General features: G+C 69.7%; 14 protein-coding genes. 8 read left to right on the top strand and 6 right to left on the bottom strand.

What is annotated here, in order from left to right:
- Positions 1-83: 83 nt before the first annotated feature.
- Both NON19_RS02425 and NON19_RS02420 read right to left on the bottom strand, forming a co-directional pair.
- Positions 84-2,507, bottom strand: coding sequence for a SpoIIE family protein phosphatase (locus tag NON19_RS02425; protein WP_255924840.1), 2,424 nt, complete (start codon positions 2,505-2,507; stop codon positions 84-86).
- Between the two features lie 139 nt (positions 2,508-2,646).
- Positions 2,647-3,060 carry an organic hydroperoxide resistance protein gene (locus NON19_RS02420; protein WP_255924839.1) on the bottom strand — a complete coding sequence of 138 codons (414 nt, stop codon included), beginning with the start codon at positions 3,058-3,060 and terminating at the stop codon, positions 2,647-2,649.
- A 171-nt stretch (positions 3,061-3,231) separates the two neighbouring features.
- Between NON19_RS02420 and NON19_RS02415 the strand changes: the two genes are divergently transcribed.
- The 7 genes from NON19_RS02415 to NON19_RS02385 all read left to right on the top strand — a co-directional run bounded on the left by NON19_RS02415 (position 3,232) and on the right by NON19_RS02385 (position 10,242).
- On the top strand, positions 3,232-4,095 hold the full coding sequence (locus NON19_RS02415; RefSeq protein WP_255924838.1) for an MIP/aquaporin family protein: 864 nt from the start codon (positions 3,232-3,234) through the stop codon (positions 4,093-4,095).
- A 13-nt stretch (positions 4,096-4,108) separates the two neighbouring features.
- A complete protein-coding gene (gene glpK / locus NON19_RS02410) occupies positions 4,109-5,626 on the top strand; it encodes a glycerol kinase GlpK (protein ID WP_255924837.1) in 1,518 nt (505 codons plus the stop codon).
- A 250-nt stretch (positions 5,627-5,876) separates the two neighbouring features.
- Entirely contained in the window at positions 5,877-7,412 is a 1,536-nt protein-coding gene (locus NON19_RS02405; protein WP_255925021.1) for an ATP-binding protein, read from the top strand.
- A gap of 2 nt (positions 7,413-7,414) precedes the next feature.
- Positions 7,415-7,822 carry a roadblock/LC7 domain-containing protein gene (locus NON19_RS02400; protein ID WP_255924836.1) on the top strand — a complete coding sequence of 136 codons (408 nt, stop codon included), beginning with the start codon at positions 7,415-7,417 and terminating at the stop codon, positions 7,820-7,822.
- Positions 7,819-8,193 carry a DUF742 domain-containing protein gene (locus NON19_RS02395; protein ID WP_255924835.1) on the top strand — a complete coding sequence of 125 codons (375 nt, stop codon included), beginning with the start codon at positions 7,819-7,821 and terminating at the stop codon, positions 8,191-8,193. Before NON19_RS02400 ends, NON19_RS02395 begins: the two co-directional genes overlap by 4 nt.
- On the top strand, positions 8,174-8,809 hold the full coding sequence (locus NON19_RS02390; protein WP_255924834.1) for a GTP-binding protein: 636 nt from the start codon (positions 8,174-8,176) through the stop codon (positions 8,807-8,809). The genes NON19_RS02395 and NON19_RS02390 overlap by 20 nt, the downstream gene beginning before the upstream one ends.
- Positions 8,806-10,242 (top strand): cytochrome P450, encoded by a 1,437-nt coding sequence (locus NON19_RS02385; protein ID WP_255924833.1) that lies wholly within the window; start codon positions 8,806-8,808, stop codon positions 10,240-10,242. Before NON19_RS02390 ends, NON19_RS02385 begins: the two co-directional genes overlap by 4 nt.
- Before the next feature lie 104 nt (positions 10,243-10,346).
- Here NON19_RS02385 and NON19_RS02380 read toward each other — a convergent pair whose 3' ends face one another.
- Positions 10,347-11,180 (bottom strand): terpene synthase family protein, encoded by an 834-nt coding sequence (locus tag NON19_RS02380; protein ID WP_255924832.1) that lies wholly within the window; start codon positions 11,178-11,180, stop codon positions 10,347-10,349.
- 906 nt (positions 11,181-12,086) lie between these two features.
- Positions 12,087-12,866 (bottom strand): GNAT family N-acetyltransferase, encoded by a 780-nt coding sequence (locus NON19_RS02375; protein ID WP_255924831.1) that lies wholly within the window; start codon positions 12,864-12,866, stop codon positions 12,087-12,089.
- 189 nt (positions 12,867-13,055) lie between these two features.
- Between NON19_RS02375 and NON19_RS02370 the strand changes: the two genes are divergently transcribed.
- The gene (locus NON19_RS02370) at positions 13,056-13,718 is read left to right on the top strand and encodes a rhomboid-like protein (protein WP_255924830.1); all 663 of its coding nucleotides are present in this window, start codon (positions 13,056-13,058) and stop codon (positions 13,716-13,718) included.
- Positions 13,719-13,952: 234 nt separating this feature from the next.
- Here the strand turns inward: NON19_RS02370 and NON19_RS02365 are convergent, their stop codons facing one another.
- Both NON19_RS02365 and NON19_RS02360 read right to left on the bottom strand, forming a co-directional pair.
- Complete coding sequence (locus tag NON19_RS02365; RefSeq protein ID WP_255924829.1) at positions 13,953-15,155, bottom strand: FAD-dependent oxidoreductase; 1,203 nt, start codon at positions 15,153-15,155, stop codon at positions 13,953-13,955.
- Positions 15,152-15,778 (bottom strand): PadR family transcriptional regulator, encoded by a 627-nt coding sequence (locus NON19_RS02360; RefSeq protein WP_255924828.1) that lies wholly within the window; start codon positions 15,776-15,778, stop codon positions 15,152-15,154. Before NON19_RS02360 ends, NON19_RS02365 begins: the two co-directional genes overlap by 4 nt.
- Positions 15,779-15,780 lie beyond the last annotated feature (2 nt).

Raw genomic sequence — 15,780 nt, 5'->3', positions numbered from 1 at the left:
TGCGGCTCCGCCGCCTGGGCGCGACCAGCCGCAACGGCGCTGTAGACGATCGACGGCACATCGCCGCACTCCCAGCGGAGCGCCTAGGCACTGCCGGGCAACGGCTGTTCGGCCCAGATGGTCTTGCCGTCGGAGGTGTAGCGGGTGCCCCAGCGTTGGGCGAACTGGGCCACCAGGAACAGCCCCCGGCCTCCCTCGTCGTTGTAGCGTGCGCGACGCAGGTGCGGGGAGGTGTTGCTGCCGTCGGACACCTCGCAGATCAGGTGTACGTCGCGGATCAGCCGCAGGCTGATCGGCTCGGAGGCGTAGCGGATCGCGTTGGTGACCAGCTCGCTGACGATCAGTTCGGTGGTGAACGCCAGCTCCTCCACGCCCCAGCGCTCCAGTTGCCGCCCGGTGATGGCCCGGGCGTACGCGACCGCGGTGGGCTCGCTGCTCAGGTCCCAGGTGGCGAAGTTGTCGGCGCTGAGCGCGTGCGGGCGGGCGACGAGGAAGGCGACATCGTCATGCGGACGGTCCGGCAGCAGGGTGCGCACCATGCCGTCGCATATCTCCTCCAGCGGGCGGTCGGGGTGGGCCAGCGCGAAGCACAGCCGCTCCAGGCCGGTCTCCACGTCACGGTCCGGGGAGGCGGTGATCAGACCGTCGGTGTAGAAGGCGAGCACACAGCCGTCGGGAATGGGTACCTCCGCGGCCTCGAACGGCAGACCGCCGAGGCCGAGCGGAGGTCCGGCCGGGATGTCGGGGAACTCGACGGCCTTGTCCAGGTGGGCGATGGCCGGTGGCGGATGCCCGGCGCGGGCGAAGGTGGCGGACCGGCAGATGGGGTCGTACACCCCGTACAGGCAGGTGGCGCCGAGCACCCCGGTGCCGGGCCGGTCCGCGGCGTCCTCCTCGGCGGCCAGCCGCAGCACCAGGTCATCGAGGTGGGAGAGGAGTTCGTCGGGCGGCAGGTCGAGGTCGGCCAGGGTGTGCACGGCGGTGCGCAGCCGTCCCATGGTGGCGGCGGCGTGCATGCCGTGGCCCACCACGTCGCCGACGACCAGGGCCACCCGGCTGCCGGACAGCGACAGCACGTCGAACCAGTCGCCGCCGACCCCTGCCTGGGTGTCGGCCGGCAGGTAGCGGTAGGCGGCCTCCACCGCGGTGTGGGCGGGCAGGTCCTGCGGGAGCAGACTGCGCTGCAGGGTGAGGGCGGCGCGGTGTTCGCGGGTGAAGCGCCGGGCGTTGTCGATGCACACCGCGGCGCGGGCGGCGAGTTCCTCGGCCAGCAGCAGGTCGTCGGCGTCGAAGGGCTCGGCGTTCTTCCAGCGCATCAAGGTGGCCACTCCCGTGGTGATGCCACGGGCGCGCAGCGGGACCACCATGTGGGAGTGGACGCCCACGTCGTGCAGGTGCTTGGCGCGTGGCGGGTCCTTGCGCAGCCAGGGCGTGGACAGGTCCACCACGGCGTCCAGCACCGGCCGGCCGGTGGCCAGGCAGCGGGCCTGTGGTGACACCTGCGGGTAGTGGGCCGGTTCACCGAGCGCCACCAGGACCTTCGGCGGGCCCGGCCGGATGGACCGATGGGCGGTGCGGCGCAACTCGGTGGCGTCGGAGACCAGCACCACTTCCGGGTCCTGCTCGCAGATCACGGAGGCCAGCAGGTCGACGGCGACGAAGTCGGCGACCCGCGGGACCAGCACCTCCGCCAGTTCCTGGACCGTGCGGTCGAGGTCCAGGGTGCTGCCGATCAGCACGCTGGCCTCGTTGACCAGGGCGAGGCGCTGCCGGGCGCGATGGTGGCTGGTGACGTCGAGCACCGCGTGTCCGACGCCGACGGTGCGCCCGGCCGAGTCCTGCAGCCGGAAGGAGGAGCCGGACCGTACGTGCTGCCGGTGCGGGTCGGTCGCGGAGTCCACCTGCTCGACGGTGACCAGCGGTTCACCGGTCTCCAGTACCTCCCTGGCCCGCTCCTCCGCCAGCGGTCCCCCGGCTCCGGGCAACGTGTCGCGCAGGCGGCGGCCCAGCCGCAGCCGCGCCGGGACGCCGTCCATCCGCTCCAGCGCGGGGTTGATCATCAGGAACCGCAGTTGCGGGTCGACCACGGCCAGCCCGAACGGGGACTGGGTGAACAGCCCGCGCAGCACCGCCTGCTCGCGCTCCCATGCCTGCGTGGTGGCCAGGTCGGCGGCGACCACCAGCCAGCTCGCGCCCTTGCGGTCGGCGCCCAGCGGGCACGCCTGCGCGCCGACCTCAAGGCTGTGCCCGTCGCGGTGGCGTACCGACAGCGACGCCTGCCAGCCGCTGCCGGTGCGGTGGCGCAGCTTCGGTCCCTCGCCGGGGGTGGCCAGCAGGTCCGTGGCGGGGCGTCCGATGACCTCCTGCTCCCGGTAGCCGAGCAGTTCCTGTGCGCCGCGACTCCACCCCTGGATCAGGCCCTTGGGATCCACCACCAGGACGGCGGCATCGGTGACGTCGAACGGGCAGCGCCGAGTGTCGCCGCCGGACGCCTCGGGAGTGTTCATCGCCCTTGGCCGCACCTGTCAATTATCGCCCCTCCGGCGATCAGCCGCATGGCACGGTTCGGGCCGCGGGACCGGCTGGCGGTGGCACTCCGGCCGGTGCGAGGCGGTGCCGCAACTCCTCACCGGGGCGGGCGACTTGTCACTCCACCACCAGTTCCACCGGGATGTTGCCCCGGGTGGCCTTGGAGTACGGGCAGAAGGCGTGCGCCTTCTCGACCAGCTCGCGGCCCGCCGGACCCTGCAGCGACTCGGGCAGTTCGACGCGGAGCGTCACCGCCAGCCCGAAGCCGCCGTCGGTGTCCTTGCCGATGCCCACCTCGGCGGTGACCGAGGCGTCGCTGGTGTCAACCTTGGCCTCACGGCCGACCGCGCCGAGAGCGCTGGCGAAGCAGGCCGCGTATCCGGCGGCGAACAACTGCTCGGGGTTGGTGCCGTTGCCGTTCCCGCCCAGCGCGGGCGGGAACGCCAACTGGAGGTCGAGCCTGCCGTCCGAGCTGACGGTGCGGCCCTCTCGGCCGTTGGCGGTGGCGGCTGTGGTGTAGAGCGCGTCCATGGGAAAGCCTCTCAACTCCTGGCATGTGCATTGTGCACAACTAAGTTGTGTACAACTAAACAGCACGCGCGAGCCCTGGTCAAGTCCGACTGGCCGGGTCCCTTCCGGTGCCGGAAGATGGTGCACGGTTCTTTGCGTGCCGGAGCCGCAGCCCTGAGGAGGCGGGCGCCCATGAGTGAACCCACACCGAAACCGCGGCTGATCGGCGAGCTCTCCGCGGAGTTCGCCGGAACGATGGTGCTGATCCTCTTCGGCTGCGGCGTGGTGGCACAGGTGGTGGCGGCAGGCGCCCTGACCAGCCCCAAAGGCGGCCTCGGCAACCACGACAGCATCGCCTGGGCCTGGGGTTGGGGGGTGACGTTCGGCGTCTACATGGCGGGACGCATCAGCGGCGCCCACCTCAACCCCGCGGTCACCCTCGCGCTGGCCGCGTTCAAGGGCTTCCCCTGGCCCAAGGTGCTGCCCTACGCGGTGGCCCAGACGGCCGGGGCCTTCGTCGCGGCCCTACTGGTCCGCTGGAACTTCACCGAGGTACTGGCCCGCGCCGACCCCAAACACACCACCGCGACCCAGATCGTCTTCTCCACCCTGCCCGGCAACGGCTCACTCACCGCGGGCATCCACGAGTGGGGCGCCTTCCGCGACCAGGTGATCGGCACCGCGCTGCTGATGATGCTGATCCTCGCGGTCACCGATCTGCTCAACACGCCCCCCCGCGCGAACCTGGCGCCGTTCGTCATCGGCCTGATCGTGGTGGTGATCGGCATGGCGTTCGGCGCCGACGCGGGCTACGCCATCAACCCGGCCCGTGACTTCGGCCCCCGGCTGGCCAGCTTCATCACCGGCTACCGGGGCGCCTTCCGCGACCAGTGGGGGAACCTCTACTTCTGGGTGCCCATCGTCGCACCGCTGATCGGCGGGCTGGTCGGCGCGGCCTTCTACAAGCTGTCCATCAGCCGCTATCTGCCGGTCCCCCAGCCCCAGGAACCCGGCGAGATCCCGACGCCGCCCGGCAGCGGACCACCCACCGCGTGAGAGGCGACCAGCCATGGCGGACTTCGTCGGCGCGATCGACCAGGGGACCACCAGCAGCCGCTTCATGATCTTCGACCACGACGGCAACGAGGTGGCCAGGCACCAGCTGGAACACACTCAGATCCTGCCGCGCCCCGGCTGGGTCGAGCACGATCCGGTGGAGATCTGGGAGCGCACCAACGTCACCATCCAGACCGCCACCCGTACCGCCGGGATCGCCCCGTCCGACCTGGCCGCCATCGGCATCACCAACCAGCGCGAGACCACCGTGGTGTGGGACCCGCGCACCGGCCAGCCGTACTGCAACGCCATCGTCTGGCAGGACACCCGTACCGACACCATCGCCTCCGCGCTGGAGCGGGACGGCCACGGCGACCTGATCCGCCGCCGGGCAGGACTGCCGCCCGCCACCTACTTCTCCGGCGGCAAGGTGCGGTGGATCCTGGAGAACGTACCCGGCGTGCGCGAGGCCGCCGAGCGCGGGCACGCGCTGTTCGGCACCACCGACTGCTGGGTGCTGTGGAACCTCACCGGCGGCCCCAGCGGCGGCATCCACGCGACCGACGTCACCAACGCCAGCCGCACCATGCTGATGGACCTGGAAACCCTCGACTGGGACGAGGAGTTGCTCGAACTGTTCGGCATACCCCGCGCCATGCTGCCGAAGATCAACCCCTCATCCCACCCCGAGGCGTTCGGCCAGGCCCGCACCACCAGACCGCTGCGCACCGCGGTCCCGATCACCGGAGTGCTGGGCGACCAACAGGCCGCCACCGTCGGGCAGGTGTGCTTCGCGCCCGGCGAGGCGAAGAACACCTACGGCACCGGCAACTTCCTGCTGCTCAACACCGGTACCCAGCCGGTGCGTTCGGAGCACGGCCTGATCACCACGGTCTGCTACCGGTTCGGCGACTCCCCCGCCGTCTACGCGCTGGAGGGGTCGATCGCCGTCACCGGATCCGCGGTGCAGTGGCTGCGCGACCAGATGCGCACCATCCGGGACGCCGCCGAGAGCGAGACGCTCGCCCTTACCGTCGAGGACAGCGGAGGCATCTACTTCGTACCCGCGTTCTCCGGACTGTTCGCACCGTACTGGCGTTCCGACGCGCGCGGCGCGATCGTGGGGCTGGCCCGCTACCACACCAACGGACACCTGGCCCGGGCCACCCTGGAAGCCATCTGCTACCAGAGCCGCGACGTGGTCGAGGCGATGTTCCAGGACTCCGGGGTCCACCTGGACGTGCTCAAGGTGGACGGCGGGGTCACCGCCAACGACCTGTGCATGCAGACCCAGGCCGACATCCTCGGGGTCCCGGTCAGCCGCCCGGTCGTCGCCGAGACCACCGCGCTCGGCGCGGCCTACGCGGCCGGGCTCGCCACCGGCTTCTGGCGCGACACCGACGAACTGCGCGCGCACTGGCACGAGTCCAAGCGCTGGTACCCGCGATGGAGCGAACAGCGGCGCGCCGAAGGCTACGCGGGCTGGCAGAAGGCCGTGCAGCGCACCCTCGACTGGGTCGAGGTCCCTTAAGCGCACACCGGTGGTGTGGCCCGGGAGCCGCCCCGCGAGGGAGCAGCATACAGAAATCCGTGGCGCCAACTGCCAGTTGCCGCAAAGAGAATGATTATGCGTCAGGCACAGGCGGAGCATGGCTATGCTGCTTCGCGGCTCAGCGTGTTGCGGCAGTTACGCCGCGTCGCCCCTGTGTGCTGTTGGGGTTGCCGCTGATGCCGTATCCGCCTTTCGTTCATCCAAGTCTGCTGACGGTTTGAGGATGCTGATGGTTCCTGCTGGATCGTCATCCGGAGTCCCCCGGCCCGCCTCGGTTGTCCCGTGGTTACTGCCTGCCGCCGGGACCGCTTTGTGCGCGACCGTCGCCGTCGCGGTCGCCTCCGCGCAGGCGCGCGGGCTCGTCGCCTGGTGCGGTGCCGTGGCGACGGTGGCGGTGGCCCTGGTCACCGCGGAGACGGCGCGCCGGGGACGCGTGGTCGCGGTACTGCGCGACCGGCTCGCCGAGCAGGAGGCCACCCTCAACGCCCGGCTCGCCCAACAACGGGCCGACACCATGTGGTTGGCGGACGTCCTGCTCCCCGAGGCGGTGGGCCGCATCCAACGGGGCGAGTTCCCCGAGGACGTCATCAGGGCGGTCGCCGCCAACCAGCAGGGGCGCGGCGATCCCGAATCCAACGCCGTCAACCTGAAGGTGGTGCGCACCGTCCTGGAGGCGGTCTCCGCCGAGGAGGACATGCGTGACTCCGCGCAGCGCGCCTTCGTCAACATCGCCCGGCGCGTACAGGCCATCGTCCACCAACAGGCCCGCGGCCTGCGGGAGATGGAGGACCGGCACGGCAACGACCCCGAAGTCTTCGGTGACCTGCTGCGGTTGGACCACGGCACGGCGCTGATCGGCCGCCTCGCCGACAGCATCGCGGTGCTCGGCGGTGCCCGGCCCGGCAGGCAGTGGAGCAAGGCGGTACCGCTGTTCAGTTGCCTGCGCGGTGCCATGTCGCGGATCCTCGACTACCAACGGGTGGAACTGCACTCGGTGTCGGAGATCGCCATCATCGGCCCCACGGTGGAACCGCTGATCCACGCGCTGTCCGAACTGCTGGACAACGCCACTCGTTACTCGCCGCCGGAGACCAAGGTGCATCTGACCGCGGTCGAGGTGCAGTCCGGTATCGCGGTGGAGATCGAGGACGGCGGGGTGAGCCTCAGCGAGGAGGCCCGGGCCCGCGCCGAACGGATGCTGGCGCAGGCACAGGCCGGTATCGACCTCAACGACCTGGGCGAGACGCCCCGGCTCGGTCTGGCGGTGGTGGGACGGCTGTCCCAGGCCTACGGCTTCCAGGTCTCGCTGCGGCCCTCGGCGTACGGCGGGGTACGGGCGGTGCTGATCGTCCCGCAGGAACACCTGACCACGGCCGCGGCGACGGGCAGGGCACACGGCATCGGCGCGGTCGCCATCACCAAGCAGGACCCCACGGCGCCCAAGATCTCGATTCCGCGGCCCATCACCGCCGCCAGCCCCCGTCGCGGCATGCCGCGCGGCACCATGGACGACGATGTGCCGGTGGTGACCGAGCGCACCGCCAACGGGCTGCCGCAGCGGCGTCGCCGCACCCCTGTGCCGCCGCCGCGAACGCGTTCTGTCTCGGCCCCCGCCGCCAAGTCCCCCGCCGCGGACGCTTCGGAGCAGGGCAAGGAGCCACCGGGTATGTGGCTGGCCGCTTTCCACAGCGCCGTGAACGGCGATGCGTCAACCAGCGCTCCAGTCCACGACAACAGTGACGAGTCATCGGATAAGGGTGAATAGCCATGATGCAGTTGCGGGCCAACATGGACTGGATGCTCAAGGACCTGGCGGAGGGCGTTCCGTTCACCCGTCAGGTGGTGGTGCTCTCCTCGGACGGTCTGCGGATGGCGCAGTACGGCGCCGACACCGACGCCGCCGACCGGCTCGCCGCCGCCTGTGCCGGGTTGCAGAGCCTGGCCGCGGCGGTGGCCGCCGAGTTCCCGCACAGCAACGGCCTGATGCGGCTGGTCGTGATCGAGATCAACGGCGGCTTCTTCTACCTGATGGCGGCAGGCGCCGGCGCGTATCTGGCGGTGCTCGCCGACGAGGGGGTCGACGCGGGCCTGATGGGACAGCGCATGCGGGACCTGGTGGCCCGTATCGGTGAGCACCTGAGCAGCCCGCCGCGCAACGACGGGCAGGCCACATGAGCGATGCGGAAGAGAAGAAGAACGAGCCGGAGTGGAACGAAGGTGACCCGGAACGCCTGTACGTGATCACCAAGGGACGCAGCGGTTCGACCGCGAAGGCCACGATCGACCTGGTCACGCTGATCGTCTCGCGGTCGGGGCCGACATCGGGGATGCAGCCGGAGCACTCGGCGATCGTACGGCTGTGCCAGTCCCCGCTGTCGGTGGCCGAGATCTCGGCGTACTTACATCTGCCCGTCAGCGTGGTGAGCGTGCTGGTCGCGGACCTGCTGGCCGACGAACGGGTGGAGGCGCGTGCGCTGGTACCGCCCGCCCAACTTCCCGATGCTGCGCTCATTGAGGCGGTGATGCATGGACTTCAAAAGCTCTGAACTGGTCGACGCCGACAGCGTTGTCGGGCCGCGGGCCGAGGACACGTTGCCCTCGTCGGCCACCGCCGCGGTGAAGATCGTGATCGTAGGGGGGTTCGGGGTCGGCAAGACGACCCTGGTCGGCTCGGTGAGCGAGATCCGTCCGCTGACCACCGAGGAGACGATGACCCAGGCCGGTGTCGGGGTGGACGACATCGCCGGGGTGGAACGCAAGACGGCGACCACCGTCGCCATGGACTTCGGCCGGATCAGCATCAACGAGGAACTGGTGCTCTACCTGTTCGGCACACCCGGCCAACAGCGCTTCTGGTTCCTGTGGAACGGCCTGTTCCGAGGTGCGTTGGGAGCCGTGGTCCTGGTGGACACCCGCCGCCTGGAGGTCAGCTTCGATGTGATCGGACGGCTGGAGGAACGGGACGTCCCCTTCGTCGTCGCCATAAACACCTTCCCGGACGCCCCCACATACCCCACCGAGGAACTACGCGCCGCCCTCGACCTGCCCGCACACGTCCCCATCGTCGACTGCGACGCCCGCAAGCGGGCCTCCAGCCGCGACGTCCTGTTGACCCTGATGCGCTACCTGCACTCCCTCGCAGTTACTCCGGAGCACTCGTGACCACTACTCCGTCCAACTCCCCTCTCGCCCCGCCCCCCGGCTGCCCCGCCCACCGCGTCGGGCCCATCGGCCCCGGCGGGGTACGGCGCCTCTACGGCCCGGAGGCGGAGGCCGACCCCATCGGCCTGTACAACAAGCTCCGCGCGGAACACGGGGCGGTGGCACCGGTGTTGGTGCATGGTGACCTGCCCGCGTGGCTCGTCCTGGGATACGCCGAGAACCTCGAGGTGATGCGGACGCCGTCGCGGTTCTCGCGGGACTCACGGCGGTGGCGCGAACTCCAGGAGGGGCGGGTGCCGATGGACTCGCCGCTGTTGCCGGTGGTCGCCTGGCAGCCACTTTGTGTCTTCGCCGACGGCGAGGAGCACGAACGGCTGCGTGCCGCGGTGACCGAGAGCATGGGCCGCTTCGACCGGCGCGGGATCCGGCGCTACGTCGTTCGGTTCGCCAACCAGCTCGTGGACGGCTTCGCCGCCGACGGCAAGGCCGAGTTGGTGGAACAGTTCGCCGAGCACCTGCCCATGCTGACCTTGACCCAGCTTCTCGGAATGCCCGACGAGTACGGCCCACGCCTCGTCCAAGCGGCCCGGGACATGGTCAAGGGGACCGAGACGGCCATCGCCAGCAACGAGTACGTGATGAAGACTCTGCGCCAACTGGTGGTGGCCAAGCGCGCTCTGCCCGGAAGCGACTTCGCGTCATGGCTACTGGAACACCGGGCCGGCCTCAGTGACGACGAGGCGGCGGAACACCTACGACTCGTCCTCATCACCGCCTACGAGACCACCGCCAACCTCATCGCCAACACCTTGCTGATGGTCCTGACCGACCCCCGGTTCCGCGCCTCCCTGGCCGGTGGGCACATGACCCTCCCCGATGCCGTCGAGCAGGTGCTCTGGGACGCACCGCCGTTCAGCCGGGTCTACGGCCGCTGGGCCACCGGGAACGCGGAGTTCGCCGATCAGAAGATCAAGTCCGGTGACTTGATGATCCTCGGCCTGGCCGCAGGCAACATCGACCCGGCGATCCGCCCCGACCTCTCCGTCCCCGTCCACGGCAACCGGTCACACCTGTCCTTCAGCAGCGGGCCTCACGAATGCCCCGGCCAGGACATCGGCCGCGCCATCGCCGACACCGGCATCGACGCTCTCCTGGCGCGCCTGCCCGACCTGGAGCTGGCGGTTCCGGAGGACCAACTGCACTGGGAGTCCTCCCTGTTGTCCCGGCGGCTGGTCGCCGTGCCGGTGGAGTTCACCCCACGGGAGCCTGAGCCAGAACTGTTCGGGGAGTCCTTGGTGATGCCTGCGCCACCCGTGGCACCGAGGTACCCGATGCCGGAGCCGCCCCGCGAGGAGATGCCGACTCCGTCGTCCTTCTCCCATCGGGTCGCCACCCGATGCCGTTCACTGCTCCGGTGGTTGCGGAAGCGGTAGGACGTGCCGATGCCGGGCATCCGCCTGCCCGTCCTCCCCCGCATCCCGTCCCAGAAACCGACGTGCCGGGCGGCCTCTTGGCCGCCCGGCACGTCGCACGTCAGCTACTTTCGCCAGTGCACGGTGACGCGCAGCCTCGTGCCGTCCTCCAGACGGTGCACCGGCGAGTAGCGCGGGGAGAGTTGATGCCCGGTCACCAGCCCGGCCATTAGGTGGCGGACCGCGTCCAGCCACCAGGCGATCTCGGGGTTGCGGTTTCGCAGGTGCTGGTCGACCGTGTGGAACTGACACAGGTACCGGGCATGCAGACGGGCCACTTCCTCGCTCGCCTCGGCCCAACTGAGGCCGTCGTGGTGAGCGATGGAGAAGACCAGGTTGGGCCAGTCGGCCCGCGAGTCCATGGTGATGCCGTGCAGATCGTTGTCAGCGAGGTGCACGCTGCCGACGAGTTCGTAGATGCGCTCCAGATCGATATCAAGAGCGCTGGTGGGAAGTTCGCGCCCCAGGGCGAATTCGATCAGCGCCACCCACGGCCCCATACCAGCAGCCCGGTTACGGATTCCGGAATAGATCCCGACTTCTGGATACCGTCCCCAGTTGGCGACCATCTGGGCTTCGGCCCGGACCGCGTCCTGCCAGGCCCCGTATCGCTCTCCGAAGCGATGGCACCATTTAGGGCTGGCCAGTTTCGCGAAGTCCTGTCCGATCTCCCACCAGGCCCGGATCTCCCGGTCAGCAGTGACGGGGGGCTCTGTCAGCGCTCCGGTCAGAGCACAGCGGATGAGATCGGCGCGGTCCTTGGAGATGCCGCCTTCACTTTCCAGCCGGTCGTCGTGCCGCGTCCACAGCGCGAGGAACCTCGCGATCACGTCAAGCGCACCGGGCCGGGCATCGGGATAGCAGTGAACCGCGAAGATCCTGGACTGCAGATCCTTCACGAACGCGCGGTCCTCCACTGTCTCGAGGTAACCAAGGCGTTTGAGCCAGGGAATCTCCGGGGCACCCTGGAGAGTCGTGCTGGGCGGTCGTGACCACTTCGCGGGATACGTCAGAACTACCTCTCGCGTGGTGGAGGCCTCTACCGAGGACAAAGCAACAGGCATAAAGGATCCTTCCTGGAGAATCTCAACTCACGGGCCCTGCCCCGCGGATAGTTGGCTGTGACGCCGCGAACGTCATCCCTCAGGGCGCACCGGCGCCACGCGCCGCGACCTGCTCCCCAGCAGGGGGAAAACGTCGAACGAACGCCAGAGCGTTCGGCAGCCCACGCAACACGTCGTCCTGGCACGTCGCCTAATAGACGTACGGCTCAACCGCCCCCGTCAGCGCTACGGCGCCGAACAGCCGAATTTCCCAGTACGCTCCATCTCAGCCGCACGACATCAGGCGCCGTGGCCTGGCCCGATCCGAGCCCGTCGGCCAATACGGCCAACAGGGGCGACTTCAACTGAGATTGACCCAGTCACGCCCCGATATCCCGGACGAAACGCACCCTCAAGTAGGGGAGCCGGAAGGTACAGGGAAACAGCTTCTCTTTCCGCTGTCGGGCAACTTGAACCTCTCCGGCCATGCATAAGCCGCCTCCCCCACAAGGCAGGTGGACTACACGCTGCTGTCAGACCGTGCGAGCACGGCACACGTTTTCGATTCTTCCGGCGCCGCTAGCTTCTCGCCACGTGCCATTAAACGCCCGAAGCCACCTTCAGGGAATAGCGTATACCGCTTCTGATACGAGAGCGTCTGTTGCCGCGATTGAACTCGTAGGGGGGGGCTTGATCCCTTATGAGGGAGAGAAACAGCCCGGCCTCCACCTGGGGCCCTGAACGGCAAATCTCCACAAGGCCTCAGAACTGGTACAGGTACGGCGTAGTCGTGCTCAATCGAACAAAACCCAGCCGTCCGAGAATTGGCCGACTCTCGTCCGACGCGTCCACCTGCAGGTACTGGTAGCCCCGCTCGGCGGCGATCGCGGCCCGGTACGCGATCAGCGCGCGGTAGATGCCCTTGCCGCGCCAAGCGGGGAGCGTGCCACCGCCCCACAGGCTGGCGAAGTCGGCTCCCGCGTGGAGCTCCAAGCGGGCAGCGCAGACGGGCTGGTCGGCTGCCATGGCGAGGACCGCCATCACCGTGTCGGGCGCTTCGGCGAGTTGGGCGAGCAGTCGGTGTCGGAGGCGGGAACCGTCCGCACCGAAGACCCGTTCGTGAACGTCCACCACCAGGTCCACATCGGCGGCGGTTGCGACGGGGCGCAGATGGATACCCGCTGGGAGGTTCACCCCCGTGGCGAGTTCGCCGATCTCCGCGACCATCAGAGCCTCCTGGGGGCGCGGGGTGAACCCCGCCGCGCCGAGGCGTCGCCCGAGATCGGCCGGGCGGTCATGGGAGTAGAGCTTCCACTCGAAGTCGTCAACACCCAACGCCCCGAAGAACGCGACTTGTTCGGCGATCGCCGCGTCCGCGGTGTCCGCGTCCAGGTCCGACCACAGGACGCCATTCCAGTCCCGCTCCGTGCCAAAGTGGCGTACCACGTTGCCGATTCGCTCGACCCGGGCGCCCGGACCATCGGCCCTGGCTCCCCGCCGCATCTGCTGGTCGTACGCCGCCAGCACCGTCTCACTGTGCACGCGGTCATCCCAGCACCGGGCAGTCACACGCGGCAACGCGTTTCCCAACTGGCCAGCGCCCGCGACGCCGTCCCTTGTGCGGGGCGGATACCACAGAGAAGTTGGGCCGTGGGTATGCAACCGCCAACGGCCGCGCCGCAGTCTCCGTCCCGGAAGTACCCGAAGAAGTTGGCCAATGGGGTGGGCGGGATGGCGAAGCACGACATTCAGAGCAGGATCACACGCTCAGCGAGGCGGCTGCGGGCAACCGCCGCCTACGTAGCGGCACTACTGCTGACGGCTTGGTGGCTGAAGGGCCAACCAGCCGCGGAACAGGCCCGCTTCATGCGGCACAACAGCAGCAATGTGCATCACATGGAGGTCGGCAAGTGGTGGACCCTGTTCACCAGCGGGCTGGTGGTCGACGGTGTGCCCGTGCTGCTCGGCGTCGTCGCCGTGGCCGCCGTGCTGGGCACCGCGGAGTGGCGTTGGGGCTCGCGACGGGCGGTGGGGGTGTTCGTCTTCGGGCACCTCACCGCGACGTTGCTCACCGAGGGCGCGCTGTGGTTGATGCGTCTGGCGCACATGCCCGGCATCACCACCCGCGCCCGTGATGTCGGCATCAGCTACGGGCTGGTCACCACGGGCGCCTGTCTCCTCGCGCTGGCAGCGGGTCCGCCGCGCCGGTACGGACTGCCGCTGCTCGCCGCGGGGCTGACCGCCGCGTGGCTGTACGACCAGCAACTCGCCGACGCCGGACACCTGATCTCGCTCGCCCTCGGCTGCCTCGCCGCACGCACCCGCTGGCTGCGGCCGAGCCCCTGGGAGCCCCGGCTGCCCGCCCCCACCGAGCTGCGCCCACTCGACGCCTAGGCGTGCCTGTCCGACGGGACGACGACGGGCCCGGCGGTGAATCGCTCCATCCGGTGTGGGACAGGCTAAAACAACGCGAGGGCGCGGGCGCGTGTTGGGATGTGCCGTCACGCGCCAGATACACATGGGCATCGGCACCCACAACGTCCAGCCCCGCCAGCTCCGCGCTGCGAGCACGGTGCGGCCGACTGGCCACAAGGGCGCCGAGCGGGCTCGCTGGCGGGCGGCCGCGCCTCAGCCGGTCCGGGTGACGGGGGCGTCCCAGGGGATGCGGTGGTCGTACTGCCAGGCCATCTTCTCGGGCTTGGCCAGCAGCCTCATCGTCGTCGGCATCAGCAGGTCGCGCAGCACGCGGGCGATCGGGCCCGCGGCCTTGTCGCTGTTGGTGCGCGCGGCCGCGGCGATGATCTTCTCGGCGCGGGCCCGGCGCAGCCGCTCGAAGGCGGCGAACGCCTGCTCATGCGGCAAGTCCCGCAGGCAGCGGGCGAGTTCCACGGCGCTCTCCGCGGCCAGTGAGGCGCCCTGTCCCGAACTGGGTGAGGTGGCGTGCGCGGCGTCGCCGATCAGGACCGTGCGGCCCCGGTGCCAGGTGGGCACGGTGGGGATGTCCTCCATCGGGCCGACGACCAGGAGGTCGGCGGGCTCGGTGCGGCGCAGCAGTTGCAGTGCAGGGGTGCGGTCGTCGGCGAAGGCCTCGCGCAGCACGCGCAGCCACTCCTCGGCGGGCACCTGCCGGGTCTCGGCCAGCGTGATCGGCGCGCGATGCGGCAGGTTGACGAACCATCCGCCGCTGCCGTCGTCAAGCACCTGGTAGCCGAAGAAAGCACGCTTGCCGAAGACCATGTGCATCTTGCCGCCGGTGGGTGCTGCCCCGGTGTCCGTCAACCGCGCACCGAAGCTGATCAGACCCGTGTAACGCGGTCGAGGGGCGGCTGGGTCTATCAGCGTCCGGGTCGTGGAGCGGATGCCGTCGGCTCCCACGAGGATGTCGGCGGTCGCCTGGGTGCCGTCGGCGAAGTGCGCGGTCACCTCGTCACCGGTGTCGGTGAGATGGACCAGCCGTTTGCCGTGCTCGGTGCGGATGCCGCGCCGGGCCGCCTCGTCGTACAGCGCCCGGTACAGCTCGCTGCGCCAGACGAACTGCATGGTCGGCAGGCCGGGCAGGCCGCCGAACTCGGCGAGCCGTTTGCCCGTCCAACTCTGCACGACCATGGCCGTCATCGGTGTGCCGATCCGCCGCACGGCGTCGTCGGCGGTGAGGACGCCTAGCGCGTTCAGGCCGTTGGGGGCGATGCTCAGGCCACCGCCGACGCCGTCGGCGGTGGCGCGGTAGGCCTCGTACACGGTGGCGTCGACGCCTGCCTTCCGCAGCGCCATCGCGGCCACCGGACCGGCGATCCCGCCGCCGACGACCAGGGCGGTGCGTATGTGGGTCATGGTGCTTTCTCCTCGCCGTTGGGGGCGGGCTCACCGTGGAACTCGGCCCAGCCACCCGCCCAGTCGGTCCGCGGATCGGTGATCTGTGCAATGAAGCGCTCGGCGAACGACGACTCGGTCTCCAACAGGGCGAGCCGGTACTCCTCCTCGATCAGGAACAGGCCCGGGACGCCCTTGCCGGTCGCGTCGTCGATCAGGGTGCGGATCTCGGCACGTTGTTCGGCGAGCCGATCGAGCCGCCGCCGCAGCAGTTCGAGGACCTCGCTCGGCGGCAGCGCGCCGATCAGCGACAGCGCGGCCACGAACCGCGGGTACTCATGTTCCGGCTCCTCGACCAACTCGCGCAGCCAGTCGTGCAGTTCCTCGCGGCCGCTGTCGGTGAGGGCGTAGACGGTGCGTTCCGGCCGCTGCCCCTCGCGATGGGTATCCACATCGGTGACGAACCCGGCCTTGGCCAGTTGCTGGACCACCATGTACAGCGAGCCGTGGGTGAACTTGATGCTCCGCGCGTCGCCGTTGTCGCGCAGCGTGCGACTCAACTCGTAGGGGTGCATGGGCTTCTGGCGCAGGTAGGACAACACCGCCAGCGCCAGCAGGTTGCCGACTTTCCGCTTCTTCGCCATGC

Origin of the sequence: Streptantibioticus rubrisoli, from assembly GCF_024436055.1 — a bacterium.
Lineage (GTDB): Bacteria > Actinomycetota > Actinomycetes > Streptomycetales > Streptomycetaceae > Streptantibioticus_A > Streptantibioticus_A rubrisoli.
The sequence above is the reverse complement of the archived record's forward strand: the minus strand, read 5'-3'. Positions and strand labels throughout refer to the sequence as shown.

Bases quoted from the DNA above. Each gene is read 5' to 3' on its own strand.
- NON19_RS02405 (WP_255925021.1), top strand. From the start codon at position 5,877: ATGGTTCCTGCTGGATCGTCATCCGGAGTCCCCCGGCCCGCCTCGGTT.
- NON19_RS02390 (WP_255924834.1), top strand. From the start codon at position 8,174: ATGGACTTCAAAAGCTCTGAACTGGTCGACGCCGACAGCGTTGTCGGG.
- glpK (WP_255924837.1), top strand. From the start codon at position 4,109: ATGGCGGACTTCGTCGGCGCGATCGACCAGGGGACCACCAGCAGCCGC.
- NON19_RS02370 (WP_255924830.1), top strand. From the start codon at position 13,056: ATGGCGAAGCACGACATTCAGAGCAGGATCACACGCTCAGCGAGGCGG.
- NON19_RS02425 (WP_255924840.1), bottom strand. From the start codon at position 2,507: ATGAACACTCCCGAGGCGTCCGGCGGCGACACTCGGCGCTGCCCGTTC.
- NON19_RS02400 (WP_255924836.1), top strand. From the start codon at position 7,415: ATGATGCAGTTGCGGGCCAACATGGACTGGATGCTCAAGGACCTGGCG.
- NON19_RS02395 (WP_255924835.1), top strand. From the start codon at position 7,819: ATGAGCGATGCGGAAGAGAAGAAGAACGAGCCGGAGTGGAACGAAGGT.
- NON19_RS02360 (WP_255924828.1), bottom strand. From the start codon at position 15,778: ATGGCGAAGAAGCGGAAAGTCGGCAACCTGCTGGCGCTGGCGGTGTTG.
- NON19_RS02420 (WP_255924839.1), bottom strand. From the start codon at position 3,060: ATGGACGCGCTCTACACCACAGCCGCCACCGCCAACGGCCGAGAGGGC.
- NON19_RS02365 (WP_255924829.1), bottom strand. From the start codon at position 15,155: ATGACCCACATACGCACCGCCCTGGTCGTCGGCGGCGGGATCGCCGGT.
- NON19_RS02415 (WP_255924838.1), top strand. From the start codon at position 3,232: ATGAGTGAACCCACACCGAAACCGCGGCTGATCGGCGAGCTCTCCGCG.